The 26,659-nt window shown below is 74.6% G+C and carries 28 protein-coding genes and 4 tRNA genes; 16 read left to right on the top strand and 16 right to left on the bottom strand.

The features are described from left to right. Positions 1 to 346: 346 nt before the first annotated feature. The 5 genes from rplA to FA014_RS06475 form a co-directional block, all read right to left on the bottom strand. Positions 347 to 1,066 carry a 50S ribosomal protein L1 gene (rplA, locus tag FA014_RS06495; RefSeq protein ID WP_154728880.1) on the bottom strand — a complete coding sequence of 240 codons (720 nt, stop codon included), beginning with the start codon at positions 1,064 to 1,066 and terminating at the stop codon, positions 347 to 349. Between the two features lie 110 nt (positions 1,067 to 1,176). Next, positions 1,177 to 1,608 (bottom strand): 50S ribosomal protein L11, encoded by a 432-nt coding sequence (rplK, locus tag FA014_RS06490; protein ID WP_147795436.1) that lies wholly within the window; start codon positions 1,606 to 1,608, stop codon positions 1,177 to 1,179. A gap of 97 nt (positions 1,609 to 1,705) precedes the next feature. After that, a complete protein-coding gene (gene nusG / locus FA014_RS06485; RefSeq protein WP_154728879.1) occupies positions 1,706 to 2,527 on the bottom strand; it encodes a transcription termination/antitermination protein NusG in 822 nt (273 codons plus the stop codon). Positions 2,528 to 2,598: 71 nt separating this feature from the next. Beyond that, a complete protein-coding gene (secE, locus tag FA014_RS06480; protein WP_230322923.1) occupies positions 2,599 to 2,880 on the bottom strand; it encodes a preprotein translocase subunit SecE in 282 nt (93 codons plus the stop codon). Positions 2,881 to 2,994: 114 nt separating this feature from the next. Beyond that, a tRNA-Trp gene (locus FA014_RS06475) sits at positions 2,995 to 3,067 on the bottom strand. 185 nt (positions 3,068 to 3,252) lie between these two features. Here FA014_RS06475 and FA014_RS06470 point away from each other — a divergent pair. From FA014_RS06470 to FA014_RS06445, 6 genes are all read left to right on the top strand, one after another. Then, entirely contained in the window at positions 3,253 to 4,482 is a 1,230-nt protein-coding gene (locus FA014_RS06470; protein ID WP_154728877.1) for a pyridoxal phosphate-dependent aminotransferase, read from the top strand. Between the two features lie 83 nt (positions 4,483 to 4,565). Then, positions 4,566 to 5,468, top strand: coding sequence for an ABC transporter ATP-binding protein (locus FA014_RS06465; RefSeq protein WP_154728876.1), 903 nt, complete (start codon positions 4,566 to 4,568; stop codon positions 5,466 to 5,468). Then, the gene (locus tag FA014_RS06460) at positions 5,465 to 6,304 is read left to right on the top strand and encodes an ABC transporter permease (RefSeq protein WP_154728875.1); all 840 of its coding nucleotides are present in this window, start codon (positions 5,465 to 5,467) and stop codon (positions 6,302 to 6,304) included. Before FA014_RS06465 ends, FA014_RS06460 begins: the two co-directional genes overlap by 4 nt. Positions 6,305 to 6,323: 19 nt before the next feature. Next, positions 6,324 to 7,622 (top strand): sensor histidine kinase, encoded by a 1,299-nt coding sequence (locus FA014_RS06455; RefSeq protein ID WP_154728874.1) that lies wholly within the window; start codon positions 6,324 to 6,326, stop codon positions 7,620 to 7,622. An 86-nt stretch (positions 7,623 to 7,708) separates the two neighbouring features. Then, entirely contained in the window at positions 7,709 to 8,275 is a 567-nt protein-coding gene (locus tag FA014_RS06450; RefSeq protein ID WP_419178375.1) for a response regulator, read from the top strand. A gap of 141 nt (positions 8,276 to 8,416) precedes the next feature. Beyond that, positions 8,417 to 9,457 carry an adenosine deaminase gene (locus tag FA014_RS06445; protein WP_154728873.1) on the top strand — a complete coding sequence of 347 codons (1,041 nt, stop codon included), beginning with the start codon at positions 8,417 to 8,419 and terminating at the stop codon, positions 9,455 to 9,457. A 32-nt stretch (positions 9,458 to 9,489) separates the two neighbouring features. Here FA014_RS06445 and FA014_RS06440 read toward each other — a convergent pair whose 3' ends face one another. Genes FA014_RS06440 through FA014_RS06430 form a run of 3 tightly spaced genes read right to left on the bottom strand, consistent with a single transcriptional unit; the run spans position 9,490 to position 13,339 of the window. Continuing rightward, the gene (locus FA014_RS06440; protein ID WP_154728872.1) at positions 9,490 to 10,584 is read right to left on the bottom strand and encodes a UDP-N-acetylmuramate dehydrogenase; all 1,095 of its coding nucleotides are present in this window, start codon (positions 10,582 to 10,584) and stop codon (positions 9,490 to 9,492) included. Further along, positions 10,581 to 11,816 carry an MFS transporter gene (locus FA014_RS06435; protein ID WP_154728871.1) on the bottom strand — a complete coding sequence of 412 codons (1,236 nt, stop codon included), beginning with the start codon at positions 11,814 to 11,816 and terminating at the stop codon, positions 10,581 to 10,583. Before FA014_RS06435 ends, FA014_RS06440 begins: the two co-directional genes overlap by 4 nt. After that, entirely contained in the window at positions 11,813 to 13,339 is a 1,527-nt protein-coding gene (locus tag FA014_RS06430; RefSeq protein ID WP_230322922.1) for an MFS transporter, read from the bottom strand. The genes FA014_RS06435 and FA014_RS06430 overlap by 4 nt, the downstream gene beginning before the upstream one ends. A 286-nt stretch (positions 13,340 to 13,625) precedes the next feature. Here FA014_RS06430 and FA014_RS06425 point away from each other — a divergent pair, with 286 nt between their 5' ends. Further along, complete coding sequence (locus FA014_RS06425) at positions 13,626 to 14,693, top strand: LacI family DNA-binding transcriptional regulator (RefSeq protein ID WP_154728870.1); 1,068 nt, start codon at positions 13,626 to 13,628, stop codon at positions 14,691 to 14,693. A gap of 123 nt (positions 14,694 to 14,816) precedes the next feature. Here the strand turns inward: FA014_RS06425 and FA014_RS06420 are convergent, their stop codons facing one another. The 6 genes from FA014_RS06420 to FA014_RS06395 all read right to left on the bottom strand — a co-directional run bounded on the left by FA014_RS06420 (position 14,817) and on the right by FA014_RS06395 (position 16,404). Then, positions 14,817 to 15,239 (bottom strand): MaoC family dehydratase, encoded by a 423-nt coding sequence (locus tag FA014_RS06420; RefSeq protein ID WP_154728869.1) that lies wholly within the window; start codon positions 15,237 to 15,239, stop codon positions 14,817 to 14,819. Next, positions 15,239 to 15,688 (bottom strand): MaoC family dehydratase N-terminal domain-containing protein, encoded by a 450-nt coding sequence (locus FA014_RS06415; protein WP_154728868.1) that lies wholly within the window; start codon positions 15,686 to 15,688, stop codon positions 15,239 to 15,241. The genes FA014_RS06420 and FA014_RS06415 overlap by 1 nt, the downstream gene beginning before the upstream one ends. 19 nt (positions 15,689 to 15,707) lie before the next feature. Further along, complete coding sequence (gene rpmG / locus FA014_RS06410; RefSeq protein WP_154728867.1) at positions 15,708 to 15,878, bottom strand: 50S ribosomal protein L33; 171 nt, start codon at positions 15,876 to 15,878, stop codon at positions 15,708 to 15,710. A gap of 78 nt (positions 15,879 to 15,956) precedes the next feature. Next, positions 15,957 to 16,033: transfer RNA gene (locus FA014_RS06405), tRNA-Met, on the bottom strand. 50 nt (positions 16,034 to 16,083) lie between these two features. Further along, a tRNA-Thr gene (locus FA014_RS06400) sits at positions 16,084 to 16,155 on the bottom strand. A 167-nt stretch (positions 16,156 to 16,322) separates the two neighbouring features. Next, positions 16,323 to 16,404: transfer RNA gene (locus FA014_RS06395), tRNA-Tyr, on the bottom strand. A 113-nt stretch (positions 16,405 to 16,517) separates the two neighbouring features. Here FA014_RS06395 and FA014_RS06390 point away from each other — a divergent pair. The 5 genes from FA014_RS06390 (at position 16,518) to FA014_RS06370 (ending at position 20,432) form a co-directional block, all read left to right on the top strand. Further along, positions 16,518 to 17,018 (top strand): YajQ family cyclic di-GMP-binding protein, encoded by a 501-nt coding sequence (locus FA014_RS06390; RefSeq protein WP_154728866.1) that lies wholly within the window; start codon positions 16,518 to 16,520, stop codon positions 17,016 to 17,018. Between the two features lie 179 nt (positions 17,019 to 17,197). Beyond that, positions 17,198 to 17,668: a WXG100 family type VII secretion target gene (locus FA014_RS06385; protein WP_154728865.1), complete on the top strand. Its 471-nt coding sequence runs from the start codon at positions 17,198 to 17,200 to the stop codon at positions 17,666 to 17,668. Further along, on the top strand, positions 17,665 to 18,480 hold the full coding sequence (locus tag FA014_RS06380; RefSeq protein ID WP_154728864.1) for a hypothetical protein: 816 nt from the start codon (positions 17,665 to 17,667) through the stop codon (positions 18,478 to 18,480). The genes FA014_RS06385 and FA014_RS06380 overlap by 4 nt, the downstream gene beginning before the upstream one ends. Continuing rightward, complete coding sequence (locus tag FA014_RS06375; protein WP_154728863.1) at positions 18,477 to 19,949, top strand: hypothetical protein; 1,473 nt, start codon at positions 18,477 to 18,479, stop codon at positions 19,947 to 19,949. Before FA014_RS06380 ends, FA014_RS06375 begins: the two co-directional genes overlap by 4 nt. Positions 19,950 to 20,195: 246 nt before the next feature. Continuing rightward, positions 20,196 to 20,432: a hypothetical protein gene (locus FA014_RS06370; RefSeq protein ID WP_154728862.1), complete on the top strand. Its 237-nt coding sequence runs from the start codon at positions 20,196 to 20,198 to the stop codon at positions 20,430 to 20,432. 11 nt (positions 20,433 to 20,443) lie between these two features. Here the strand turns inward: FA014_RS06370 and htpX are convergent, their stop codons facing one another. Beyond that, positions 20,444 to 21,319: a zinc metalloprotease HtpX gene (htpX, locus tag FA014_RS06365; RefSeq protein WP_154728861.1), complete on the bottom strand. Its 876-nt coding sequence runs from the start codon at positions 21,317 to 21,319 to the stop codon at positions 20,444 to 20,446. Between the two features lie 119 nt (positions 21,320 to 21,438). Between htpX and FA014_RS06360 the strand changes: the two genes are divergently transcribed. From FA014_RS06360 to FA014_RS06350, 3 genes are read left to right on the top strand one after another with little or no spacing between them, the layout of a single operon-like run. Continuing rightward, complete coding sequence (locus FA014_RS06360) at positions 21,439 to 22,296, top strand: ABC transporter substrate-binding protein (RefSeq protein ID WP_154728860.1); 858 nt, start codon at positions 21,439 to 21,441, stop codon at positions 22,294 to 22,296. A gap of 26 nt (positions 22,297 to 22,322) precedes the next feature. Then, entirely contained in the window at positions 22,323 to 23,210 is an 888-nt protein-coding gene (locus FA014_RS06355; protein ID WP_154728881.1) for an amino acid ABC transporter permease, read from the top strand. Then, a complete protein-coding gene (locus FA014_RS06350; protein ID WP_154728859.1) occupies positions 23,207 to 23,983 on the top strand; it encodes an amino acid ABC transporter ATP-binding protein in 777 nt (258 codons plus the stop codon). Before FA014_RS06355 ends, FA014_RS06350 begins: the two co-directional genes overlap by 4 nt. 99 nt (positions 23,984 to 24,082) lie before the next feature. On the opposite strand, the gene FA014_RS06345 is transcribed toward FA014_RS06350, so the two are convergent. Next, positions 24,083 to 25,480, bottom strand: coding sequence for an FAD-dependent oxidoreductase (locus FA014_RS06345; RefSeq protein ID WP_230322921.1), 1,398 nt, complete (start codon positions 25,478 to 25,480; stop codon positions 24,083 to 24,085). Positions 25,481 to 25,618: 138 nt separating this feature from the next. On the opposite strand from FA014_RS06345, the gene rarD reads away from it, so the two are divergent. Further along, positions 25,619 to 26,617 (top strand): EamA family transporter RarD, encoded by a 999-nt coding sequence (gene rarD / locus FA014_RS06340; RefSeq protein ID WP_154728857.1) that lies wholly within the window; start codon positions 25,619 to 25,621, stop codon positions 26,615 to 26,617. The last annotated feature ends 42 nt before the right edge of the window (positions 26,618 to 26,659 follow it).

Raw genomic sequence — 26,659 nt, 5'->3', positions numbered from 1 at the left:
CGACGCGGGCGCGCACGCGGTGCCGCACGGCTCGCACGGCCTGCCCGCCGAGACGGGCCACGCGGGCCATTAGGCCCGCCCGGCCGGGACCTCCCGGCCCACGAACGCCGCGCGGCGTCGGCAGGGACGGCTCCCCCGGCGCCGCGCGGCCCGTGCGCGCGGCGACTGCGCCGCGGCCGCGCTGGTCCCCACCGGATCGTCGCGGGACCGCCCTATCGATCGGGTGGTGTCGCGACGATCCGCTGGGGACGGCGACGAGCGCTCCGCGCCGCGCGGACGCCCGACACGCCGGAGGCCCGGCACCCCCTGAGGGGTGCCGGGCCTCCGGCGAACCGGGTGAGGGGGCTCAGGCCGCCTCGTCCTCCGACGTGAGGTTCCGGGTCTTGTTCTGGTCCAGCAGGATGCCGGGGCCGTTCGTGGTCGAGACGGTCGCCTTGGTGATGTAGCGGCCCTTCGACGCCGACGGCTTGAGACGCAGGATCTCCTCCAGCGCGGCGGCGTAGTTCTCCACCAGCTGGGTGTCCGAGAACGACGTCTTGCCGATGATGAAGTGCAGGTTCGCGTGCTTGTCGACGCGGAACTCGATCTTGCCGCCCTTGATGTCGGCGACGGCCTTCGCGACGTCCATGGTCACGGTGCCGGTCTTCGGGTTCGGCATGAGGCCACGCGGACCGAGCACCTTGCCGAGACGGCCGACCTTGCCCATGAGGTCCGGGGTCGCGACCGCGGAGTCGAAGTCGGTGTAACCCGCCGCGACCTTCTCGATCAGCTCGTCGCCGCCGACCTCGTCCGCACCGGCGGCGCGGGCCTGCTCGGCACGCTCACCGGTCGCGAACACGATGACGCGGGCGGTCTTGCCGGTGCCGTGCGGCAGGTTGACCGTGCCGCGGACCATCTGGTCCGCCTTGCGCGGGTCGACACCGAGACGCATGGCGACCTCGACGGTCGCGTCGTACGACGTGGTCGACGTGGCCTGCGCGAGGCGGATCGCCTGCAGCGGGTTGTAGGTCGTGCCGGCCTCGATCTTCTCGGCCGCGGCGCGGTACGCCTTGCTGTGCTTCGCCATCTGCTCTCTCTCCTTCAGCAGTCGTGGTCGTCGGGCCGCACAGGGCCCTGCCACTGGGTCGCCCGCCCCGGAGGTCCCGGGGCGGGCGGTCGTTCAGTCGAGCCGGGGGCTCAGCCCTCGACCTTGATGCCCATCGAGCGCGCGGTGCCGGCGATGATCTTCTCGGCGGCGGCGAGGTCGTTGGCGTTCAGGTCCTCGAGCTTGGTCGAGGCGATCTCGCGGACCTGGTCCGCGGTCAGCGTCGCGACCTTGACCGTGTGCGGCGTGGGCGAGCCCTTCGCGACACCGGCGGCCTTCTTGATGAGCTCCGCGGCCGGCGGGGTCTTCGTGATGAAGGTGAACGACCGGTCCTCGTAGACCGTGATCTCCACCGGGATCACGTTGCCGCGCTGCGACTCGGTGGCCGCGTTGTAGGCCTTGCAGAACTCCATGATGTTCACACCGTGCTGACCCAGCGCCGGACCGATCGGCGGGGCGGGGGTCGCCGCACCGGCGTTGATCTGGAGCTTGATGAGGCCGGTGACCTTCTTCTTCGGGGGCATGAGCCACCCTTTCTTCTCTCGTGGGCCGACGCCGTGGGCGATGACCCGGTTGCAGTGCTGCGTCCGCGCGCGCCCCGCGTGGTGCGGGGCGGGCGGCTCAGATCTTGGCGACCTGGCTGAACGACAGCTCGACCGGGGTCTCCCGGCCGAAGATGGAGACGAGGACCTTGAGCTTCTGGTTCTCGGGGCTGATCTCGGAGATCGTGGCCGGCAGCGTGTCGAACGGGCCGTCGGTGACGGTGACCGACTCGCCGACGGTGAAGTCGACCTCGATCGGGGTGGCCGACTTCTGCTGCGGCGCGGCGGTCGGGGCCTTCGCCTCGATCGTCGGCGCGAGCATCGAGAAGACCTCGTCGAGCGTCAGCGGGACGGGCTGGTGGGTGTGGCCCACGAAGCCGGTGACGCCGGGGGTGTGCCGGACGGCGCCCCACGACTCGTCGGTGAGGTCCATGCGCACGAGGACGTAGCCGGGGATCCGGACGCGGCGCACGACCTTGCGCTGCGCGTTCTTGATCTCGACGACCTCCTCCATGGGGACCTCCACCTGGAAGATGAAGTCCTCCATGTTGAGGCTCTGGATGCGGTTCTCGAGGTTCGTCTTGACCCGGTTCTCGTAGCCCGCGTACGAGTGGATGACGTACCAGTCGCCGAACTGGGACTTCAGCTGCGCCTTGAACGCGGCGACCGGGTCCTCGTCGGCGTCGGCCTCGTCCTCGACGGCCTCGTCCTCGGAGCCGGCCTCGTCCTCGACCTCGTCGGCCTCGTCGTCGGCGTCGACCTCGACGGCCTCGACCTCGTCGGCCGCCTCGTCCGTGGGCTCGCCGGCGGCCGGGGCCTCGACCGCCTCGACCGACGCCAGGGCGTCGTCGAGCTCGGACTCGGCGGCACCCAGACCGGGCTCCTGCGATTCCTGCGACACGGGCGAACCTGCTTTCTGCTGCGGAAGGTGGTGCTGAGGTGACGTGCGCCCCGCGGGGGCGCCGCGGAGGCTCAGCCCCCGAAGATCCAGAACGTGGCCCGGCCGATGCCGAAGTCCACGAGGGTCACGAACGCCATCACGACGGCCACGAAGACCAGCACGACGCCGGTGTAGGTGACCAGCTCGGACCGGGTCGGGCGGACGACCTTCTTGAGCTCTGCGACCACCTGGCGGACGAACAGGGCGATCCGGGCGAACAGGCCGCGCTTCTTCTCCGGGCGACTCTTGTTGCCGCCGGTCCGCTCCGCGGGCTCGCCCGCGTCGGACGCCGCCACGGGTGCCGAGTCGCTCACCTGATCGAATCCCCTACGTCTCTCGACGCCGGCCGTCGCCGGGCGCCTCATGTCGGCCGGCGGCCGCGCCCCGGGAGGTCCCCGGGTGAGCCGCGCGGTCCGTGACCACACGCGCAGGGCAGGCGAGACTCGAACTCGCAACCGCCGGTTTTGGAGACCGGTGCGCTACCAATTGCGCCACTACCCTACGGCGGCGGCGTCCTGGTGAACCGTCCTCGTGGGCGCGGCTCATCATGGTGGACGTCAACCACCGGAGGACCACTCTACGCGACGCGCGCGCCGGGGTCGAACCACCCCCCGCCCCCCGTGGACGAGCGCGCCCCGCCGCGGACGGCCCTGCGTCGGCCGGGCCCGGTCTGCGAGGATGGTGCCGTGAGCGCGTCCGCCCCCGCCCAGCCCGCCCGCCCCCGTCGCGTGTCCGCCCGTGTGGGGGGCATCGCCGAGTCCGCCACCCTCGCGGTGGACGCGAAGGCCAAGGCCCTCAAGGCCGCCGGCCGGCCGGTCATCGGCTTCGGCGCCGGGGAGCCGGACTTCCCCACGCCGGACTACATCGTCGAGGCCGCCGTCGCCGCCGCGCGGAACCCCGCGAACCACCGCTACTCCCCCGCGGGCGGGCTGCCCGCGCTCAAGGAGGCGATCGCGGCCAAGACGCTGCGCGACTCCGGCTACGCGATCTCCCCCGCCGACGTCCTCGTGACCAACGGCGGCAAGCAGGCGGTCTACCAGGCGTTCGCCACCCTGCTCGACCCGGGCGACGAGGTGCTGCTCCCCGGCCCGTACTGGACCACCTACCCGGAGGCGATCCGGCTGGCCGGCGGCGTGCCCGTCGAGGTGATCGCCGGCGTCGACCAGGGGTACAAGGTCACGGTCGAGCAGCTGGAGGCCGCCCGCACCCCGCGCACCAAGGTGCTGCTGTTCTGCTCGCCGTCCAACCCGACCGGCGCCGTGTACTCCCCGGAGCAGACCGCCGAGATCGGCCGCTGGGCGCTGGAGCACGGGATCTGGGTCGTGACCGACGAGATCTACGAGCACCTCACCTACGACGGCGCGGTGGCGACGCCGGTGCTGTCCGCCGTCCCGGAGCTCGCGGACACCACCGTCGTCCTGAACGGCGTCGCCAAGACCTACGCGATGACCGGCTGGCGGGTGGGCTGGCTGGTCGGCCCGTCCGACGTCGTCAAGGCCGCGACGAACCTGCAGTCCCACCTGACGTCGAACGTCGCCAACGTGTCCCAGCACGCCGCGATCGCCGCGCTGACCGGCGACCTGTCCGCCGTCGCCGCGATGCGGGAGGCGTTCGACCGCCGCCGCCGGACGATGGTGTCGATGCTGTCCGAGATCGACGGCGTCGTGATCCCCGCCCCGGAGGGCGCGTTCTACGCCTACCCGGCCGTGGACGGCCTGCTCGGCCGCACGTTCCGCGGCGTCACGCCCACCACCTCCGCCGAGCTGGCCGCGCTGCTGCTCGACCAGGCCGAGGTCGCCGTCGTCCCCGGTGAGGCGTTCGGGCCGAGCGGGTACCTGCGGCTGTCGTACGCGCTGGGCGACGCCGACCTCGCCGAGGGCGTCGGCCGGATCCAGGCGCTGCTCGCCGAGGGCTGACCCGCCCGTCCACCGATCGGTGGACGGGCCGTCCCGTCCGCCGGTCGTCCCGCCGCGGCACCGGCCCCGCCAGGCTGGGTGCCATGGACGACAGCGACCTGGCGGTCCGGGTGACCGGCCTGCAGAAGCGGTACGGCGAGAAGCGCGCCGTCGACGGGCTCGACCTCACGGTGGCCCGCGGCGAGATCGTCGCCGTGCTCGGCCCCAACGGGGCGGGCAAGACGACGACCGTCGAGATCCTCGAGGGCTACCGGCACCGGGACGGCGGCGACGTGCGCGTCCTCGGTGCCGACCCGCAGACCGCGGGCCGCGAGTGGCGCGCCCGCATCGGCATCGTGCTGCAGGGCACCCACGACCTCGCCGAGGCCACGGTCTCCGAGCTCGTGCACCACTTCGCCCGGTACTACCCGGACCCTCGCGACCCCGACGAGGTGATCGAGGCGGTCGGCCTGCGCGACAAGGCGCGGACCCGCAGCCGGCAGCTGTCCGGCGGCCAGCGGCGGCGCCTCGACGTCGCGCTCGGCATCGTCGGGCGGCCGGAGCTGCTGTTCCTCGACGAGCCGACGACCGGGTTCGACCCCGAGGCCCGGCACGCGTTCTGGGACCTGGTGTCCGGGCTGCGCGACGGCGGCACCACCATCCTCCTGACGACGCACTACCTGGAGGAGGCCGAGCACCTGGCCGACCGGGTGGCCGTGGTCCGGTCCGGCCGGGTCGTCGCGGTCGACACCCCGGCCGACCTGGGCGGGCGCTCGGCCCGGCAGGCGGTCGTCCAGTGGACCGAGGGCGGCGAGGTCCGCCGCGAGCAGACCGACACCCCGACGGCCGTGGTCGCGGCGCTCGGCGCCCGGCTCGGCGGCGAGGTCCCCGGCCTGCAGGTCGTCCGGCCGACGCTCGAGGACATCTACCTCGGGCTGATCGCGGACGACGAGCTCAGCACCCCGGCGGCCCGGCCCGCCCTCGCGACGACGGAGGCCGCACGATGAGCACCACCACCACGGGCCGGACACCGACCGGCCGCCTGCCCGGGACCCTGAGCCTCGGCGTCGAGCGCGCCCGCTACGAGATCCGCGGGTTCTTCCGCGAGCGGGACGCGATCATCTTCATCTTCGCCTACCCGATCATCATGCTGGCGATCTTCGCCACCGTGTTCGGCCAGGACGGCGCGGAGGTCGCGGACGGCGTCCCGTTCGCGCAGTACTTCCTGCCCGGGATGATCGCCACGGGCGTGCTGCTGTCCTCGTTCCAGTCGCTGGCCATCTCCATCCCGGTCGAGCGCGACGAGGGCGGGCTGAAGCGGCTCGGCGGCACCCCGCTGCCGCCGACCGCGTACTTCCTGGGCAAGCTCGGCCAGGTGCTGGTCGTGTCGGTCGTCCAGGTGGCGCTGCTGCTGGTGGTCGCCGGGCTGCTGTTCGACGTCGACATGCCGGACGCCGCCGGGTGGGCCACGTTCGCCTGGGTGTTCGTCCTCGGCGTGGCGGCGGGGTCGGTGTGCGGCGTCGGCTTCTCGTCCCTGCCGCGGTCGGGCCGGTCCGCGAGCGCCGTGGTGACGCCGGTCGTGCTGGTGCTGCAGTTCATCTCCGGCGTGTTCTTCGCGTTCTACGACCTGCCGTCGTGGATGCAGCAGGTGGCGTCGGTGTTCCCGCTCAAGTGGATGGCCCAGGGCATGCGGTCGGTGTTCCTGCCGGACGAGGCGGCCTCGCTGGAGCCGTCCGGGTCCTGGCAGCACGGCGCCACCGCGGCGGTGCTGCTGGCGTGGCTGGTCGTCGGGCTGGTGGTCGGCGTCCGGACGTTCCGGTGGCGGCGGCGTGACGACGGCTGACCTGCGCCACACTGGGCCCGTGATCAGCGGAACGCGGCCGGCGGACGGGGCGACGGCGCCGGCCCCCGGGTCCGCGCGGCCCGAGTCCGAGCGGACGATGTTCTGGCGCCGCTCGCTGGCCGGGTGGGACGCCGCCTTCTACGCGCTGCTGGCGATCAGCGCGATCTCGATCGTCACGGTCGCCGACGGCTACCCGCCGGACGGGTCCACCTGGGCGGCGCTCGGCGGGCTGCTCGTGCTGCTGGCGGCGTACGTGCTGGTCGGCCGGCGCGGCGCGCGGACGGGCGACCTGCGGCTCACCCGGGCGTACCTGGTGGTGCTGGTGCTCGTGGTCTCGCTGTGCAGCGGGGTCAGCACGATCGGCTCGATCCTGCTGTTCGTCGGCTTCTCCCAGGTGTGGTTCTTCGCGGCCTCGATGCGGGAGGGCGTCGTGGCGTCGGTCGTCCTCGCGGTGTGCTCCTGCACCGCGATCGCGACGGCGGCGTTCGCGGCCGGCGAGCACCCCTCGGCGCGCGACCTGGTCGTGCTGGTGGCGCAGATGGCGGTCGGCCTGATCTTCTCCCTCGCGCTCGGCGTCTGGATCACCCGGGTCGCCGAGCGGTCCGAGGAGCGGGCCGAGCTGCTCGAGCGGCTCGAGTCGGCGCAGGCGCAGCTCGCGGAGAGCAACCACGCCGCGGGCGTGCTCGCGGAGCGGGAGCGGATGGCGCAGGAGATCCACGACACGCTGGCGCAGGGGTTCACCAGCGTCGTCATGCTCGCGCAGACCGCGCAGGCTCAGCTCGACGCCGGCCGGGCGGAGCTGGCGCGGGACCGGCTCGACCAGGTGGAGCAGGTGGCCCGGGAGAACCTGGCCGAGGCGCGGGCGCTGGTCGCCGCGTTCGGGCCCGCCGCGCTGGCGGACGCCACGCTCGCCGAGGCCCTGGAGCGGCTGGCCGAGCGGTTCCAGGCCGAGACCGGCGTCCACGTCGAGGTCGCGCTCGGCGACGCCGGCGCGCCCGACCGGGACACCGAGGTCGTGCTGCTGCGGGCCGCGCAGGAGGCGCTCGCGAACGTCCGCAAGCACGCGGGCGCGCGCCGGGTGCTGCTGCGGCTGGTCCGGGACGACGGCAGCCTGTCGCTCGAGGTGCTGGACGACGGGCAGGGCCTCGCGCCCGGCACCGCCGAGGGCGTCGGGCTGCGCGGGATGCGGGAGCGCGTCACCGCCGGCGGCGGGACGCTCGACGTGGCCGGGGAGCCCGGCCGCGGGACGCGGGTGCGGCTGGCGATGCCGCTCCGCGACGAGGGGCCGCACGCCGGCCCGGGGACGGGGACCGCGTGACCGCGCAGGAGCAGCAGGACGGCGCGGCGGTGGTGCGGGTGCTGGTCGCGGACGACCACCCGGTGGTCCGGTCGGGCCTGGTCGGCATGCTGACCGTCGAGCCGGACGTCGAGGTCGTCGGGGAGGCCGCCGACGGGGCCGCCGCGGTCGAGGCCGCGCGGGCGCTCCGGCCGGACCTGGTGCTGATGGACCTGCGGATGCCCGTGCTCGACGGCGCCGCCGCGACCGCGCGGATCGTCGCCGAGCTGCCGGGGGTGCGGGTGCTGGTCCTCACCACCTACGAGACCGACGCGGACATCCTGCGCGCCGTCGAGGCCGGCGCCACCGGCTACCTGCTCAAGGACACCCCGCGCGACCAGCTCGTGGCCGGCGTGCGCGGCGCGGCCCGCGGCGAGTCCGCGCTGTCGCCGTCCGTGGCGTCCCGGCTCGTGCAGCAGATGCGCGGCGAGGCCGAGCGGCTGACCCCGCGCGAGCTCGAGGTGCTCGCCGGGGTGGCGCGCGGGCTGTCGAACGCCGCGATCGGCCGGGAGCTCTACATCACGGAGGCGACCGTGAAGACGCACCTGCTCCGGTCGTTCGCGAAGCTCGGCGTCGACGACCGCACCCGTGCGGTGACGGTCGCGATGCAGCGCGGCCTCCTCCCCGCGCCCTGAGCCCGCGCCGAGGTCGAGGGTCTCCCGGGGAAGCACCCGCGCCACCCCTCGACCTCGGCACGAACCCTCGACCTCGCGCCGGCGCGGGACCCCGGCGCGGCGGAGAGGGCGGGGCGCCCGGGGATCGGGCAGACTCGCCGGGTGCGCGACCTGGCCCTGCTCCCGAAGGCCCACCTGCACCTGCACTTCACCGGGTCGATGCGCGTGCAGACGCTCGCCGACCTGGCCGTGGAGCGGGGCGTCCGCCTGCCGGCCACGCTGCTCGACGGCGAGGGCCTGCGGGTCCCGGCCGACGAGCGGGGCTGGTTCCGGTTCCAGCGGCTGTACGACGCGGCCCGCGCGTGCGTGCGCGGCGAGGCCGACCTGCGCCGGATCGTGCGGGAGGCCGCGGCCGACGACGCCGCCGAGGGCTCCGGACGCCTCGAGATCCAGGTCGACCCGACGTCGTACGCCCCGCCGGTCGGCGGCATCACCCCCGCGCTGGAGATCGTCCTGGACGAGGCGCGGTCGGCCAGCGCCGACCTCGGCATCGAGGTCGGCGTGATCGTCGCGGCGTCCCGGATGCGGCACCCGCTGGACGCCCGGACGCTCGCGCGGCTGGCCGCCCGGTACGCGGGCGACGGCCCCGGCGAGGTGATCGGCTTCGGGCTGAGCAACGACGAGCGCCGAGGGGAGACCCCCGAGTTCGCCCCGGCGTTCTCGATCGCCCGGCGGGCGGGCCTGGCGTCGGTGCCGCACGGCGGCGAGCTGCTCGGCCCGCCGCACGTCGAGGACGTCCTGGAGTCGCTGGCGCCCGACCGCCTCGGCCACGGGGTGCGGTCGGCGGAGGACGGCGCGCTGCTGCGCCGGATCGTCGACCGCGGGATCGCCCTGGAGGTGTGCCCGGCGTCGAACGTGTCGCTCGGGGTCTACCGCCGGCCCGAGGACGTGCCGCTGCGCCGCCTCGTCGACGCCGGTGCGACGGTGGCGCTCGGCGCCGACGACCCGCTGCTGTTCGGGTCCCGGCTGGTCGAGCAGTACACCACCGCCCGGGAGGTGCACGGCTTCACGGACGCCGAGCTCGCCGACCTGGCGCGCGCGTCGATCCGGGCGAGCCGGGCGTCCGACGGCACGAAGGCGCGCCTGCTGCACGGCGTCGACGCGTGGCTTGCCGCCGACCCGGTTGCGCAACCGTCGGGTTGATCAACCCACCGCGCTGATGCGCCGCGGGCGGGTCAGAGGTCCGCGTTGACCAGGACCGGTTCCGGCTCGAGGGTGATGCCGAAGCGGTGGGCGACCCCGTCCCGGACCGTGCGCGCCAGGGCGAGCAGGTCGCCGGCGTTCGCGCCGCCGCGGTTCGTCAGCGCCAGCGTGTGCTTGGTCGACAGCGCCGCCGGGCCCGGCAGGCCGTAGCCCTTCGCGAAGCCGGACTGCTCGATCAGCCACGCCGCGCTGGTCTTCACGAGGCCCTCGCCGGCCGGGAACCGGGGCGCGTCCTCGGGGAGCGCCGCGGCGTCCGCCTCGGTCAGCACCGGGTTCGTGAAGAACGACCCCGCCGACCGGGTGTCCGGGTCCGTCGGGTCGAGCACCATCCCCTTGCGCGCGCGCAGGGCGAGCACCGTCGCGCGCACCTCCGGCAGCGGCGCCCGCTCCCCCACGGCGATGCCGAGGGCGCGCGCGAGCTCCGCGTACCGGATCGGCTCGGAGAGGTCGGCGACGCGCAGCTGGAACGTCACGTCGAGGACGACGTACCGCGGCGTGGGGTACCAGGGGGCGCCCGGGTCGGCGGCGTCCGGCAGCGCGCGCATGGACCGCTTGAGCAGCGAGGTGCGGTAGCCGAACTGCAGGTCGACCACGGGCAGCGTCCGCACCCGGTTCTTCTGCCGGTCCCACACCCGCACCGTGGCGATCGTCTGCGCGACCTCCTGGCCGTAGGCGCCGACGTTCTGCACCGGCGTCGCGCCGGTCGAGCCGGGGATGCCGGACAGCGCCTCGATGCCCTTGAGCCGGTGCGCGGCCGCGTGCGCGACCACGTCGTCCCAGGGAGTGCCCGCCGCGGCGGTGACGGTGACGCCGGCGCACGCCGAGTGGTCGGGGGTCGTCAGGTCCCGCCGGACGTCCCGGACCACCAGGCCGTCGAAGCCCGCGTCGGAGACGAGCAGGTTGGACCCGCCGCCCAGCACCAGCAGCGGGACGCCCTCGGCGTCGGCGGTGCGCACCACGTCGATCAGCTCGGCCTCGGTGGTCGTCTCCACGAGCCGGTCGGCCGGGCCGCCCACCCCGAGGGTGGTGAGCTCGCTGAAGGTCGCGGACTGGACGTCGGTGGTCACGGGACGAGCGTAGGCCGGTCCGCGGGCTCCTGCTGCGCCGGTGCCGCGGCGTTGACCACCAGCAGGCCGATGACGATCGGGACCGCGATCGCCAGCAGCGCGTGCCGGTAGCCGACCTCGTGCGCGAGCAGGCCGAGCAGCGGCGGGCCGGCGAGGAACGCCGAGTAGCCGATGGTCGAGACCACGGACACCCGGGCGGCCGCGTGCAGCGGGTCGTCGCTCGCCGCGCTCATCCCGACCGGGAAGCCGAGCGCCGCGCCCATGCCCCACAGCACCGCGCCGAGCAGCGCGAGCCACAGCAGGTCGTCCGGCACGAGGCCGAAGATCAGCAGGCCGACCAGCGCGAGGCCCGCGCACAGCCGCAGGACGGCGACCCGGCCGAACCGGTCGAGCAGCGCCGTGCCGAGGAACCGCATGACCGTCATGGCGGTGACGAAGACGCCGAACGAGACGGCACCGACGGCGTCGGACTGCTCGAACCCGTCGACCACCGCGAGGCTCAGCCAGTCGTTGCCGGCGCCCTCGGTGAGAGCGGCGGCCAGGACGACCAGGCCGATGAGCAGCGTGCGCGGCTCCAGCCAGGCGGCGAACACCGACCGCGGGGCGTGCGCGGCGTGCTCGCCGTCCGCGGCGGCCGCGTGCTGCCCCGCGGGCAGGAACGACCGCACGGCGACGAGCACCGCGACCGACGACAGCAGGACCGCGACCGGGACGTGCACCTGCACCGGGACGTGCGCCGCCGCGACCACGGCGGCGATGCCGGCGGCGACGACCGTGCCGAGCGAGAAGCCCGCGTGGTACCGCGGCATGACGGTCCGGCCGAGCTTCTGCTCGACCATCGCGCCCTCCAGGTTCATCGCGGCGTCCCAGACGCCGGTCCCGACGCCGAACACGACGAGACCGGCGGCGGTCACCACCACCTCGCCCATCGCGGCGCCGACGGTCGCGATCGACAGGCCCGCCGCGTTGAGCAGCGCGAACCCGGCGACGGCCTTCACGGCGCCGATCCGGGTGACGACCAGCCCCGACAGCGGCAGCGCCACCAGCGACCCGCACGACCCGACGAGCAGCAGCAGGCCCATCTGGGCCTCGGAGAGGCCGAGGGCGTCCCGGATCGCCGGCAGCCGCGCCGCCCAGCTCGAGAAGTTGAACCCGGACAGGGCGAACACCACGAAGACCGCGACCGAGGCGGTGCGGACGGCGCGGGGGGCGGCCGGGGTGGGGTGCGTCATCGCGGGGCTCCACGGGAGGTCGTGCGGGTCGGGTGCGAAGGGTGCTCGCCGGCGGGCTCTCGTCGGACGCTACCGGAGGGCACGCACACGGCGTCCTGCCCCGGGAGGTCGAGCGCGGGGACCGCGACGGGCGCGGCGGTGGCGGCCACGGGGGCGGCCGGGTCGTCGGTGGCGGGCGCCGGCGCGGCGAGGGCGGCGTCGGCGACGCCGTCCGGGCGGCGCACCGTCCGGGCCAGCAGCACCGACGCGACCATCGCCACCGTGATGAGCAGCAGCGCGTGCCGGGTGCCGAGGAGCTCGGCGGCGAGGCCCAGCAGCGGCGGCGCCGCGAGGGACGCCGTGGAGGAGAACGACGAGATGACGGCGACCCGGCTCGCCGCGCGCAGCGGGTCGTCGGACGCGGCCGCGATGCCCAGCGGGACGGTCAGCGCGGCGCCGCAGCCCCAGGCCACGATGCCGACCGCCGCGAGCGGCAGCGACGGCGCGAAGCCGAACAGCAGGAGGCCGGCGAACGAGACCAGGCCGGAGGTGCGCAGCACGGCCACCCGCCCGTACCGGTCGATCAGCCGCGTGCCGAGCAGCCGGACCAGGGTCATCGCGCCGACGAACACGCCGAACATCGCGGCGCCCACGGCCTCGACCTGGTCGAAGCCGTCGACGACGGCGATCGCGAGCCAGTCGTTGGCGGCGCCCTCCGACAGCGCGGCGGACATGATGACGACGCCGATCAGCAGGGTGCGCGGCTCCCGCCAGGCGCCGAGGGCCGAGCCCGGGCGGGCGACGCGGCGGACCCGGGCGGCGCGCAGCCGCCCGGCGAGACCCGCCTCGCGCGGCGTCCGCCCGTCGGCGCGGGCGTCGCGCGCGGCGACGACGGCGGCCCGGTCGGGCGGCAGCGACTCGATGACCGCACCGGGCACCGACAGCAGGCGCCACACCGTCCCGACGACGGCGGTCGCGACGAACTGCGCGAGCAGGGGGACGCCGGCCACGGCGCACAGCGCACCGATGCCGGAACCGAGCACCGAGCCGATCGAGAACGCGGCGTGGAACTGCGGCAGCACGGTGCGGCCCATGCGCCGCTCGACGGCCGCGGTCTCGACGTTCAGCGGCACGTTGCCGATCGCGAAGCCGACGCCCGACAGGAAGATGCCGGCGGTCAGCACCGGCACGGACCCGATCGTCGGCCCGATGCCGATCAGCACGTACGCGGCGGCGAACGCCACCATGGACACGTACAGCACCGCGCGCCCGCCGAACCGGTTGACCAGCACCCCGGCGACCGACACGGTGGCGAGCGAGCCGATCGAGCCGGCGATGAGCAGGCCGCCGAGCTCGGCCGTGCCGAGGTCGAGGGCCGCGCGGACCGCGGGCAGCCGCGCGAGCCAGCCGGACAGCATCAGGCCGCTGAGGGCGAACAGGCCCATCAGCAGCCAGCGCGCCCGGTGCACGGCGGGGTCGACGGGCGGTCGCGGGGTCGACGCGGCGACCCGGCCGACCCGGCCCGGCCGGCGGCCGCCGGTCACGGGCGCCTCAGGTCGGGGTCGGCGGTTGGCCGGGCGGATGGGGGCGCGCCCGGCGCGGGCCCGCGGCTGGCTCACAGCAGCTCCAGATCGGTGCAAGGGGGTGGTCAAGACGAGGTCCCGGCCGGGTCGAGGCCCGGTTCGAATCGATTCGACCGCGAGTCGGAGCGCACGGGTCGAATCGATTCGGGGGACGGCACAAGTCTGCGGGTACGCTGGCCACGGCGTCAACGACTCACGGGGACGGTGACGCCCCTCACCCCCGAGCCCCGGACCCGGAGGCGCCGCGGTGTCCCAGCGACCGACCCTGGCCGACGTGGCCGCCGCCGCCGGGGTCTCGGTCTCGACCGCGTCCCTCGCCTTCTCCGGCGCCGGGCCGATCGCCGAGGCGACCCGGCAGCGCGTGCTCGACGCCGCGGCCGGCCTGGACTACGCCGGGCCGAACCCGCTCGGGCGGCAGCTGCGCAGCGGGCGGTCGGGGATCGTCGGCGTGGTCGTCGGCGACGCGCTCCGCCGCTCGTTCCGCGAGCCCGTGTCGGTGCAGCTGCTCGACGGCCTGGTCGACACCATCAGCCCGCTCGGCCTCGGCGTGCTGCTGGTGCCCGGCTCGCTGGAGCCCGGCGCCCCCGCGGTGGACCCGCTGGTCGAGTCCGCCGCGATGGACGTCGCCGTGCTCATCTGGGGCGGCACCCTGGACGACCCGACCCTGCAGGCGCTCGGCCGGCGCGGCATCCCGATGGTCGTGGTCGAGGGGCAGGACCTGCCCGGCGTCGTGACCATCGGCATCGAGGACCGCGCGGGCGTCGCCGACCTCACCCGGCACCTGACCGGCCTCGGCCACGAGCGGATCGCCACGGTGACGCTGCCGTTCGGGCCGGACCGGCGCAGCGGGCTCGCCGACGCCGACCGGCTCGGGCAGATCACCTGGTCGATCGCGCGGCGCCGGCTGGACGGCCTGGCCGACGCGGGGGTCACCCCGGTCGCCGTGTACGAGACGCCCGCGTCGCTGGTCGAGCACGGGCACGCGGCGGCGCAGGCGCTGCTGTCCGGACCCGCGGAGACCCGGCCCACGGCGGTCGTGGCGCAGTCGGACCTGCTCGCGTCGGGCGTGGTGCTGGGCGCGCGGGAGCTCGGGCTGCGGGTGCCGCAGGACGTGTCGGTCGCCGGGTTCGACGGGCTGGACCTGCCGTGGCTCGCGCCGGACGTGCTCACGACCGTGGCGCAGCCGATCGCGGAGAAGGGCGCCGCCGTCGGCCGGGCGATCGAGGCCCTGCTGGCCGGGGACACCCCGCCGGACGAGGTCCTCCCGGTCCACCTGCGCCCCGGCACGACGACGGGGCCGGCGCCGGCGGCCTGAGCGGGCGGGCCGGGCGGGCCGGGCGGGCGGATACCCACCCGATCGTCGCGCCACCCCCCGATCGATCCGGGGGCGGCGCGACACAGCGCAGGGAACCCGGTGCGGGCGCGGAGAGCCTGCCCCTCAGGAGAGGCGGACGAGCGCCTGGCACTTGGCCAGCACGCGCGCACCCGAGGCGGTGACCGTCAGGTCGATCCGCGCGGTGCCGGTGCCGGCGTCGAGCGCGCCGACGACGGCGACGACCTCGACGGTGGCGCCGTCCGGGTCCGGCACCGGCACGGGCCGGGCGAACCGGGTCTGGTAGTCGACGACCGCGCCCGGGTCCCCGACCCAGTCGGAGACGACGCCGACGGCGGCGCCCATCGTCCACATGCCGTGCGCGATGACGCCGGGCAGGCCGACCTCGGTCGCGAACCGCTCGTTCCAGTGGATCGGGTTGAAGTCGCCGGACGCGCCGGCGTACCGCACCAGGCGGGACCGGTCGACGGCGATCTCGCGGCGGCCGACCTCCTGGCCGACGGCCAGGTCCTCGAGGACGGGGGCCATCAGGCGCCCTCCCCCCGGACCGCGAGCGTCGACGTCACGGTCGCGACGGGCTCGCCGTCCTCCGCGTGGATCACGGCGCGGGTCGTCACCATCGACAGACCGGCGCGCTCGGTGACCGCGTCCACGTGCAGCACGGTGACCAGGCGGTCACCGGCGTGGATCGGGCGGTGGTGGATGAACCGCTCGTCGGCGTGCACGACGCGGCTGAAGTCGATGCCCGCGGCGGGGTCCTCGATCAGCTGCGCCTCGGCGCGCTGCGCCACGACGACGGCGAACGTCGGCGGCGCGATCACGTCGGGGTACCCGAGTGCTCGCGCCGCGTCGACGTCGGTGTGGGCCGGGTGCGTCGCCCCGACCGCCTCCGCGAACTCGCGGAGCTTCTCGCGGCCGACCTCGTACGCCTCGTTCGGCGGGTACTCGCGTCCCGCGAACTCGGGGTTGACGGCCACGATCAGCGTCGCCGAGAGGTCAGCGGGTCTCGCGGTGGACGGTGTGCTTGCCGTCCCGCGGGCAGAACTTCTTCATCTCGAGCCGGTCGGGGTCGTTCCGACGGTTCTTCTTGGTGATGTAGTTCCGCTCCTTGCACTCCGTGCAGGCGAGCGTGATCTTCGGACGGACGTCCGCGCTCTTGCTGGCCATGGTCTTGCCACCTCTCGCGCCCGAAGCGCTTGGATCTTCGTCGTCGGGCGCCGGCGGACGCCCCACTGGATTCAGTGCTGGTAGCGGGGGCGGGGTTCGAACCCGCGACCTCACGATTATGAGTCGTGCGCTCTCACCAACTGAGCTACCCCGCCTCGGGTGCGCACGCCGGCCAGGAGCGATCCTGGCCTGCGACACACCACAGAGCCCCGAACGGGATTCGAACCCGTGACCTCTTCCTTACCAAGGAAGTGCTCTACCACTGAGCTATCGGGGCAGCGCGGACCAGGCTACACGGTGCCCGGGGCGGGTGCGAAATCCGCTCCCCCGCCCGCGTGATCCCGCAGGCCGGAGCCGGTCGCGCCCCGCACCGGAGCAGGTCGAGCCCGTCCGTGCGTGGCGACGGGGCGCCCTCCGTGAGGAGGACGCCCCGTCGTCCGTGCGTGGCGGGTGAGGGATTCGAACCCCCGTAGGCGATGCCAGCTGATTTACAGTCAGCCCCCTTTGGCCACTCGGGTAACCCGCCAGGGTGCGCGCCTCGGTGACTGCGTCGCCGGGGTGCGGATGGAAGGATAGCAAGGGTTCGGGCCGGTTCCGAAACCGGCCCCGCACCACCCGCACCACAGGTCAGGAGGAGTCATGGCGAGCGAGTCGTCGTTCGACGTCGTCAGCAAGGTCGACCGCCAGGAGGTCGACAACGCGCTGAACCAGGCCATCAAGGAGATCGCGCAGCGGTACGACTTCAAGGGCGTCGGCGCCTCGATCGCGTGGAGCGGCGAGAAGATCGTCATGGTCGCGAACTCCGAGGAGCGCGTGCGCGCGGTCCTCGACGTGTTCCAGACCAAGCTGATCAAGCGCAACATCTCGCTCAAGGCGCTCGACACCGGCGACGGCGACCCCAAGCCGTCCGGCAAGGAGTACCGCCTGGAGGCCTCGATCAAGGAGGGCCTGTCCTCCGAGATCGCCAAGAAGGTGACCAAGCTCATCCGCGACGAGGGCCCCAAGGGCGTCAAGACGCAGATCCAGGGCGACGAGGTCCGCGTCTCCGCGAAGGCCCGCGACGACCTGCAGGCGGTCATCGCGCTGCTCAAGGGCGCCGACGACATCGACGCGGCGCTGCAGTTCATCAACTACCGCTGACGCGGGCGCCGGCGCTCCGGCGCCGAGGCGCTCCGGCGTCGAGACTGCAGCAGGCGTGGGGTTCCGGGTGCCGGTACCCCACGCCTTCTGCGTTCTCGGCGGAGGCCGGGTGGAGGGTTGTCCACAGGCGGGAGATCGGGGGTTCTCGGCGCTCCTGAGCTCTGGTTCCATCGGGGGGCATGACGGCAGGAGGAGACCCGGAGGCGATCCGGCAGCACGCCAGGCGGGTGCGCTCGACCGCGGAGGACGTGGCCCGGACGGGCGACCGCGTCCGGGCCGGCGCGGGCGTCGAGTGGGTCGGCCTCGCGGCGGACCGGTACCGCGAGCGCCTGGCCGAGCACGGGCAGCGGGTGTCCGCCGCGCAGGACCAGCTGTTCGGCACCGCGACGCTGCTCGACCGGCTGGCGGACGAGCTCGAGGCCCGGCAGGCGGCGATCCGCCGGGCGATGCGGTTCGTCGAGGACCGGATCGACGACGCCCGCCGCACCGTCGGTCGGCTGGGCGACCTCGCCGACGACCTGCTCAGCGGCGCGGAGCAGGCGGCCCGCGACGCCGCCCGCGGCGTGCTCGGCACGGTCGCCGGCGGCCTGCCCACCCCCGGTTCCCCCGACTGGGCGGGTATCGCCGACCGCATCGGGAGGATCGGGTGACCGCCGTGCTCGCGCCGGTGGACGGCGCGTTCCGGGCCCGGCTCGGCGAGCAGGACTGGGCTGCGGCCAGCGAGGGCGTCCCCGGGCTCCCCGGCTGGGCCGGCGTGCTCGCCGTCGACCGGGACGGGTCCGCCGCGGCACCACCGCCTGCCGCGGACGCCGCGAGGTCGCCCGCCGACGTGGACCCCGTGCTCCGCGCGGCGGTCGAGGGCGGCGCGGCCGCGCTGGTGGCCGTCGAGGTGGCCGTCGCCGCGGGTGAGCGGGCGCTCCTCGCCGTGCTGTGGTCCGACACGGACGCCGGCTCCGGCCTCGCGCGCGGTGTCGACGTCGTCCCGGGCGGCGGCCTGGCGGGCACCACACCGCGCCCCGGCGTGGAGGTCAGCGCCTTCCCGACCTCGCAGCTCGTCGACGAGGTGCTGCGGCACGTCCCCGCGGCGCCGGTCCGCGTCGTCGCCGCCCCTGCGACCGTCCCCGAGGAGCTCACCATCGCCCTCGCTCAGGCGATCCGCACCGGCGACACGACGACCGTCGACGCTCTGTGCGCCGAGCTCGGCGCCGGCGGGCCGCCCGCCGTGGTCGAGGCGGCCGTGCGCGGCACCGACGGCAGCCTGGTGGTCTCGGTCGCGAGCCGCGGCCGCACGGACGTCTCGACGCTCAGCCTGCTCCGGACGGACGCCGGCTGGGTCGAGCTCACCCGCACCGCCGACGGCCAGGTCGTGCACACCTCGCGCAGCCGCGAGGACGTGCGCGCCGCGCTGCTCTACGACTTGACCGGCCGGTTCACGACCGCGACGACGGAGGACGACGCGTGAGCATCAGCGTGAGCGGCGGCGCGGGCGGGATGGGGGCGCGCCTGCAGGACCTGCGCTCCGAGGCCGGGCTGCTCGACGCCGCGGGCAGCGACGTCCGGCAGTGGAGCGGGCCCGTCGCGGCCGTCGCGGTGCACCCGGACGTCACCGTCGCGACCCTGCTGTGCCCAGGGGAGGTCGCGGCGGTGGCCGGCTCCGTCGCGGCGGCGACGATCGGGGTGAACGGGCTGCTCGTGGTGAGCACCCAGCTCAAGGGCACCGCCGTGGTGCTGCGGGCGTCGGCGACGACGTACGAGTTCGTCGACGGCACGCAGCAGCGGGTGCTGGAGGCGCTGCAGAACGCCGTCGGGTTCACGCTCGGGGCGGCGCTGCCGTTCCTCGCGATCGGCGGCGGAGTCGTGCTGCTGGGCGGAGCGGGAGCGGTGCTCGCGACGCCGGCGGGCTGGCCCGCACTCGTGCTCCTCGCCCGGAACGTCGACCCGGCCGCGCTCGGTCAGGCCGGGATGGACGGGCTGTTCGACAACCCCTGGATCCTGGAGTCGCTCACCCGCACGGCGCCGAGCCTGGTCCAGGGGACGACGTGGAGCCTCGGCACCCTGCTCGGCGGACCCGCCGGAGGTCTCGCGCTGCCGTTCGCGCTGTCGGGCGGTGCGTGGCCGACAGGGACGTACGAGGACGCGGTCGGCGGGCTGGTGAACGCCGGCGGGCTGTTCGGGATGTTCCAGGACAGCGGGACGGTGGGGGTCACGCTGAGCGACCGGCTCGACGGGTCGTTCGCGCCCCGGTCGGCGGCCGAGATCTTCGAGCAGCAGAGCGCCATCGGGGCCGACCAGGGAAAGGTCCAGATCGTCCAGGTCACGCACGCCGACGGGTCGTCCTCCTACATCGTCCAGATTCCCGGCACGCAGGAGTGGGGGCCGAGGCGGGGCGACAACCCCGTGGATCTCACGACCAACGTCCGCCTCATGGCCGGCGGGTCCACCCTGATGCAGCAGCAGGTGGCGGAAGCGATGCGGCAGGCAGGCATCCGCCCGGGCGATCCGGTCATGCTGACCGGCCACAGCCAAGGCGGCATCACCGCCGCCGCGCTCGCCTCCGACCCCGCGTTCCGGCAGCAGTTCGCCGTGCAGAGCGTGGTGACGGGTGGTTCGCCGATCGCGCGCTTCGACATCCCCGACTCCGTCTCGGTCCTGTCGCTGGAGCACGACCAGGACGCGGTGCCCATGCTCGAGGGCCGGGAGAATCCCGATCGGGCCAACTGGGTCACCGTGGAGCGCGACCTGGGCACGGTGCGGGACGGCGTCCTGCCGGAGGCATCGGTCGGTGCCGCGCACGGCACGGGCGTCTACGCCGAGACGGGCGCCATCGTCGACTGCTCCGACGATCCCTCGGTCCGCGCGTGGCGCGAGGGCGTGGAGCAGTTCTTCACGGGCGATGCGACCGTCACCCGATGGGATGTGACCGCACCGTGAGCGCTCGGGCGCTCGGCGCCGTCGTCAGCATCGCCCTGCTGCTGACCGGCTGCGCCCATGGCACGACAGACGACGCCTCCGACACACCCGCCGAGGGCGCCGTCGCTGACGACGTCCTGTTCGAGCAGGTCGCGGACCTCCCCGGCGTCGCCGACGTGGAGGACCTGCGGTTTCCAGCGGGACTTCGGGCTCCCGCCGCAGTACGCCGGGCGCATCACCGCCGCGGACGACGCGAACCCGCTGTGTGTGCTCGACGAGGCCCTGTCGATCCTGCACCAGGGTCGGGAGGGCGTCGGGCTCGAGGTCCTGGTCACGACGAGCGCCAGGGAGACCTACGGACTGTCCAGCCTCGTCGGTCGCGACGGCTCCGCCGAGGGCCGCTACGGCCCCCAGCCCACCGAGCCGCGGCCGACGGCCACGGTGCGCGCGTGCACCCCGCCGGACGAGGCCTCGTCGCTCGGCGGCGCCACCCCGACGCCCTGACGTCCGAGGCGTCAGTACCGCTCGACCCCGCCGTACCCCGCCATGCGCTCCAGCCGCTGGATGCGGTCCGCCATCGGCGGGTGCGTCGCGAACATCCGGCCCATCCCGGCGCCCTTGAACGGGTTCGCGATCATCAGGTGCGACACGTCCACGAGGTCCCGCTCCTGCGGGAGGGGCCGGGCGGCGGTGCCCTGCTCGAGCTTGCGCAGCGCCGAGGCGAGCGCGAGGGGGTCGCCGGTGAGGGCGGCGCCGTCCTCGTCGGCGTCGTACTCGCGGGTGCGGCTGATCGCGAGCTGGATGAGGGTCGCGGCCACGGGGGCGAGGAACACCATGAGGAGCGCGGCGATCGGGTTGCCGCCGCGGTCGCGGTCGTTGCCGCCGCCGAAGAACAGCGCGAACTGCGCGACCGAGGTGATGACGCCGGCCACGGCCGCCGCGATCGACGACGTGAGGATGTCCCGGTTGTAGACGTGCATGAGCTCGTGGCCGAGGACGCCGCGCAGCTCCCGCTCGTCGAGGATCTGCAGGATGCCCTCGGTGCAGCAGACGGCGGCGTTGCGCGGGTTGCGGCCGGTCGCGAACGCGTTGGGCGCGGCGGTCGGCGACACGTACAGCCGGGGCATGGGCTGGCGGGCGGCCGTGGAGAGCTCGCGGACGATCCGGTACATGGCGGGCTGCTCGATCTCGGACACCGGCCGCGCGTGCATGGCGCGGATCGCGATCTTGTCGGAGTTCCAGTAGGAGTACGCGGTCATCGCCAGGCCGGCGAGGGCGAACAGGAAGATGTACCGGCCGTTCGCGACGAAGGCACCGATGCCGAGCAGCACCGCCCACAGCACGCCGAACAGCAGCGCCGTCTTCAGGCCGTTGTAGTGCCGGTGCCCCATGTCCGTCCTTCCCGTCGTCGCGGTCGACTGCTCGTCCCGCGTTCCAGACAACGCTGCAGGCCGTCCAGCAGTTCCCCTACCCTGACCCCGCAGATCCCGCCACTCCCCGAGGAGACACCGTGCGTACCGTCCGCTTCCTGGCTCTGGCCGCCGCGAGCGCGCTGGCGCTCGCGGCCTGTGCGCCCGTCGACGAGGGGACCGACGCCGGCGCGTCGGAGTCCGCCGCCGCCGACGGCGCGCTCGACACCCTCACCGACGGCGTGCTGACCATCGGCACGTCCGACCCGGCGTACGAGCCGTGGGTCGTCGGCAACGACCCGAGCAGCGGCGAGGGCTTCGAGGCGGCGGTGGCGTACGCGGTCGCGCAGCAGCTCGGGTACGACGCCGACCAGGTCGAGTGGGTCCCGGTCACGTTCGACCAGATCATCGCCCCGGGCGCGAAGTCGTTCGACTTCGCGATCAACCAGGTGTCGATCAGCCCCGAGCGCGCCGAGAACCTCGACTTCTCCTCGTCGTACTACGACACCGCGCAGGCCGTCGTGACGCTGGAGGGCTCGTCCGTCGCGGGCGCGACCTCGATCGCCGAGCTGAAGGACGCGAAGCTCGGCGCGATGGTCGGCACCACGAGCCTCACCGTGGCGCAGGACGCGATCGACCCGACCACCGACATCCAGGTGTTCAACGACAACGACCAGGTGAAGCAGGCGCTCCAGGCCGGTCTGGTCGACGCGATCGTCGTGGACCTGCCGACCGCGCTCTACATCACCGCGGCCGAGCTCGACGGCGGCGTGCTCGTGGGCCAGCTGCCGGCCGACGACGCGGCCGGGGCCGACCAGCTCGGCCTGGTGCTCGACAAGGGCTCGTCGCTGACCGAGCCGGTGACCGAGGCGGTCGACACCCTGCGCGAGGACGGCACGCTCGCCGACCTCGAGTCGCAGTGGCTCACCGACGCGGCCGGCGCGCCGGTCCTGCAGTAGTGCCCGCGGGACCCGCGGGACCCGCGATGCCGCCGGGCGCTCCTCGCCCCGCGTGGGTGCCGTCCGACCGGCAGCGCGAGCGCGACGCCTACCGGCGCGGGCAGACCCGCCGCTCGACGCTCGTCGCCCTGGTGAGCACCGTCGTGGTGGCGGGCGTCGCCGTGCTCGGGCTGGTGAGCTCGCCGGGGTGGCCGCGGGTCAAGCAGTCGTTCCTCGACCCGGAGGTCGCGTGGGCCGCGCTGCCGAAGGTGCTCGAGGGCCTGTGGCTGAACGTGCGGGTCATGGCGGTGTGCGCCGTGCTGATCGTCGTCGTGGCGATGCTGCTGGCGCTCGCGCGGACCCTGCGCGGACCGGCGTTCTTCCCGCTGCGCGCGCTGGCCACCGGGTACGTGGACGTGTTCCGCGGACTGCCGCTGATCCTCGTGCTGCTGCTGGTCGGCTTCGGCCTGCCGGGGCTGCGGCTCCAGGGCGTCCCGACGTCGGCGGTCGTGCTGGGCGGCCTGGCACTGGTCCTGACGTACTCGGCGTACGTCGCCGAGGTGTTCCGCGCGGGCATCGAGTCGGTGCACCCGTCGCAGGTCGCCTCCGCGCGGTCCCTGGGCCTCACCCGGGGGCAGACGCTCCGGCACGTGGTGCTGCCCCAGGCCGTGCGCCGGGTGATCCCGCCGCTGCTGAACGACCTGGTGTCGCTGTCGAAGGACTCCGGCCTGATCTCGATCCTCGGTGCCGTGGACGCGGTGCGCGCGGCGCAGATCCAGACCGCGACCTACGCCAACTTCACGCCCTACGTGGTCGCGGGCGTGCTGTTCGTGCTGCTCACGATCCCGCTGACCCGGTTCACGGACGCGTTGGCGAGGCGCGGCGGCTGGCTGGGGTCGCAGAGCGGCCTCGCGGGCGCGGGGGCGATGCGATGAGCGCGCCCGACGCCCCCTCCCCCGACGTCGTCCCCGCCGGCAGCCCGCTGCTGCGCGTCGACCGGGTGCGCAAGGCGTTCGGCGACCACGTCGTCCTCGACGACCTGTCGCTCGACGTCGCGGAGCACCGGGTGGTCGTGCTGATCGGCGCCTCCGGCTCCGGCAAGTCGACGCTGCTGCGCTGCGTGAACCTGCTGGATGAGGTCGACGACGGCGTCATCGAGGTCGCCGGGCAGGAGGTCACCGACCCGCGCGTCGACGCCAACGCGGTGCGCGCCCGGATCGGCATGGTGTTCCAGGCGTACAACCTGTTCCCGCACCTGCGCGTCCTCGACAACGTGACGCTGGCGCCGCGGCTGGTGCACAGGGTCGGCAAGCGGGAGGCCCGGGAGCGCGCCGCCGCGATGCTCGAGCGGGTCGGACTCGGAGCGAAGGCGCAGGCGTTCCCCGACGAGCTGTCCGGCGGGCAGCAGCAGCGGGTGGCGATCGCCCGGGCGCTGGTGACGCAGCCGGCCCTGATGCTGCTGGACGAGGTGACGAGCGCCCTCGACCCGGAGCTGGTCGGCGAGGTGCTGGACCTGCTCGGCGAGCTCAAGGACGAGGGCACGACGATGGTGGTCGCGACGCACGAGATGGCGTTCGCCCGGCACGTCGCCGACGAGGTCTGCTTCCTGCACCAGGGCCGGATCCTCGAGCGCGGCCCGGCGGAGCAGGTCCTGGGCGCCCCGCGCGAGCAGCGCACCCAGGACTTCCTGCGCCGCTTCACGGGCTGACCGGCTCGCCCGCTCCCCGGCCGGAGACGAGCGGAGCGTCCTGCCCGACACGCGCGGCGTGTCGGGCAGAACGCCCCACTCGAGCCCGCTCGACGGGCGTCAGGCCTCGCCGGCCGCCTCGGCCAGGGCGATCCGCACCATGTCCTCGCGCGGGACGACCTTGACCCGCTCGCGGCCGTGCGGCTCCCCGAGGGACCGCTCGTACGCGTCCAGCAGCTCCCAGCCGGCCCAGTGGATCGGCCGGGCGCCCCGCGCGGTCAGGAAGTCGACGACCGCCTGCGGGTCCGCCTCCGTGGCGGACAGGAACGGGTTGCCCGGCTCCGTGATGTCGCCGGCGTCCTCGACCAGGTGCCGGATCGTCTCGCTCGCGTCGGACTTGGTGTGCCCGATCAGGCCGACGGGGCCGCGCTTGATCCAGCCGGTCGTGTAGACGCCGGGCACGGGCTCGCCGTCGACGTCCACGACCCGGCCCTCCCGGTTCGCGATGACGCCCTTGGCCTCGTCGAACGGCACGTCCACCAGCGGCGACCCGAAGTAGCCGACCGCCCGGTACACGGCCTGCACGGGCCAGTCGTGCGTCGTCCCGGTGCCCGCCACGGTGCCGTCGCCGGCCAGCGCGGTGCGCTCCGTGCGCAGCCCGACGACCTTGCCGTCCTCGCCGAGCACCTCGACCGGCTTGTGCAGGAAGTGCAGGTGGATGCGGCGGCTCGCCGTCAGCTCCTCCGGCTCCTTCAGCGTCCAGTCGGTCAGCGTCTTGACGACCTGCTTGGTCTGGTTCGACGAGTGGATGGCGGCCATCGAGCCCTCGTCGAAGTCGAAGTCCTCCGGGTACACCACGACGTCGACGTCCGGGACGTGCCCGAGCTCGCGCAGCTCCAGCGGGGAGAACTTGGCCTGGGCCGGGCCGCGGCGGGCGAACACGTGCACGTCCGTCACCGGGCTGGCCTTGAGGCCGTCGTAGACGTTCTGCGGGACCTCGGTCGGCAGCAGGTCGTCGGCGTGCTTGGCGAGGATGCGGGCGACGTCCAGCGCCACGTTGCCCGCGCCGAGCACCGCGACGTGCTGCGCGGTCAGCGGCCAGGTGCGCGGGACGTCGGGGTGCCCGTCGTACCAGGACACGAAGTCGGCGGCACCGTAGGAGCCCTCCAGGTCGATGCCCGGGATCGGCAGGTCGGCGTCCTTGATCGCGCCGGTCGCGAAGACCACCGCGTCGTAGTGCCGGCGCAGGTCCTCGAGCTTGAGGTCCACCCCGTAGTCGACGTTGCAGATCAGCCGGATGTCGCCCCGCTCGAGCACCTTGTGCAGGGCGACGATGATCTGCTTGATCCGCGGGTGGTCCGGGGCGACGCCGTAGCGCACCAGCCCGAACGGCGCGGGCAGCCGCTCGATGAGGTCGATGGACACGTCCAGGCCCGAGCGGCTGAGGATGTCCGAGGCGTAGATGCCGGCGGGGCCGGCGCCGACGACGGCCACGCGGACAGGGCGGTTCGAGGTCACGCAGGTGCCTTCCTTAGGGGACGCCGCCCAGTGTAGGACGCCCTTACCTCTGCCGATCTGCCGCGACATCCCGCCGTTCTCCCCGCGTGGGCCCGGACGGGGTCGGGGCGCGTCGGCGGGCGGCGCTAGCGTCGGGTCGTGCGCACCCCCTCCCCGTCCTCCCCCGGCGGCCCCGTGACGGCCGCCGCGACCCCCGCAGCCCCCGCCGCGACCGGCGCGCTCGACCCGCGCGGGCTCGCCGCCGGCGTCGGTGCCTACCTGCTGTGGGGCGTCCTGCCGCTGTACTTCGAGCTGCTGAAGCCGTCGGGCGCCGTCGAGGTCGTCGCGCACCGGGTGCTGTGGTCGCTGGTCTTCTGCGCGGTCGTGCTGACGGCCACCCGCACCTGGCGGGCGCTCGGGGTCGTGCTCCGCGCCGGCCGGACGATGGCGCTGGTGGCGGCGGCGTCCGTGCTGCTCGCGGTCAACTGGCTGACCTTCGTGTTCGCGGCGCTCGGCGGCCACGTGGTCGACGCCGCCCTCGGCTACTTCATCAACCCGCTCGTCACGGTGCTGCTCGCCGTCGTCGTGCTCCGCGAGCGGCTGCGCCGGACGCAGTGGGTGGCGCTCGGGTTCGGCGTCGCGGCGGTGGTCGTCATCACGGTCGGGCTCGGGCGGCTGCCGTGGGTGGCGCTGACGCTCGCCGGGTCGTTCGGCGTCTACGGGCTGCTCAAGAACCGCGTGGGGCGCAGCGTCGCCGCCGCTCCGGGCCTCGCCGCCGAGACCCTCGTGCTGGCGCCGGTGTCCGCGGTGTACCTGGTCTGGCTGGGGACGACGGGCGGCTCCACGTTCACCGCCACCGGCGTGTGGCACGCCCTCGCGCTGGCCGGGACCGGGATCGCGACGGCGCTGCCGCTGCTGCTGTTCGGGGAGTCCGCGCGCCGCCTGCCGCTGAGCGTCGTCGGCAGCCTGCAGTACCTGGCGCCGGTGCTGCAGCTGGTCATCGGCGTGCTCGTGCTGCACGAGACGATGCTGCCCGCGCGCTGGTGGGGCTTCGGGCTGGTGTGGGTGGCCCTGGTGCTGCTCACGGTCGACGGGGTGCGGACCCAGCGGGCCCAGCGGCTGCGCGCGGCAGCCGCCGCGCCGGCGGTCGCGGGCTGAGGGCACCGGACACCGGCGCGGGCCGGCCCGGGTGCGCCGGTG

The sequence above is a fragment of the Cellulomonas hominis genome, assembly GCF_005239125.1.
In the GTDB taxonomy this organism is placed as follows: domain Bacteria; phylum Actinomycetota; class Actinomycetes; order Actinomycetales; family Cellulomonadaceae; genus Cellulomonas; species Cellulomonas hominis_A.
The sequence above is the reverse complement of the archived record's forward strand: the minus strand, read 5'-3'. Positions and strand labels throughout refer to the sequence as shown.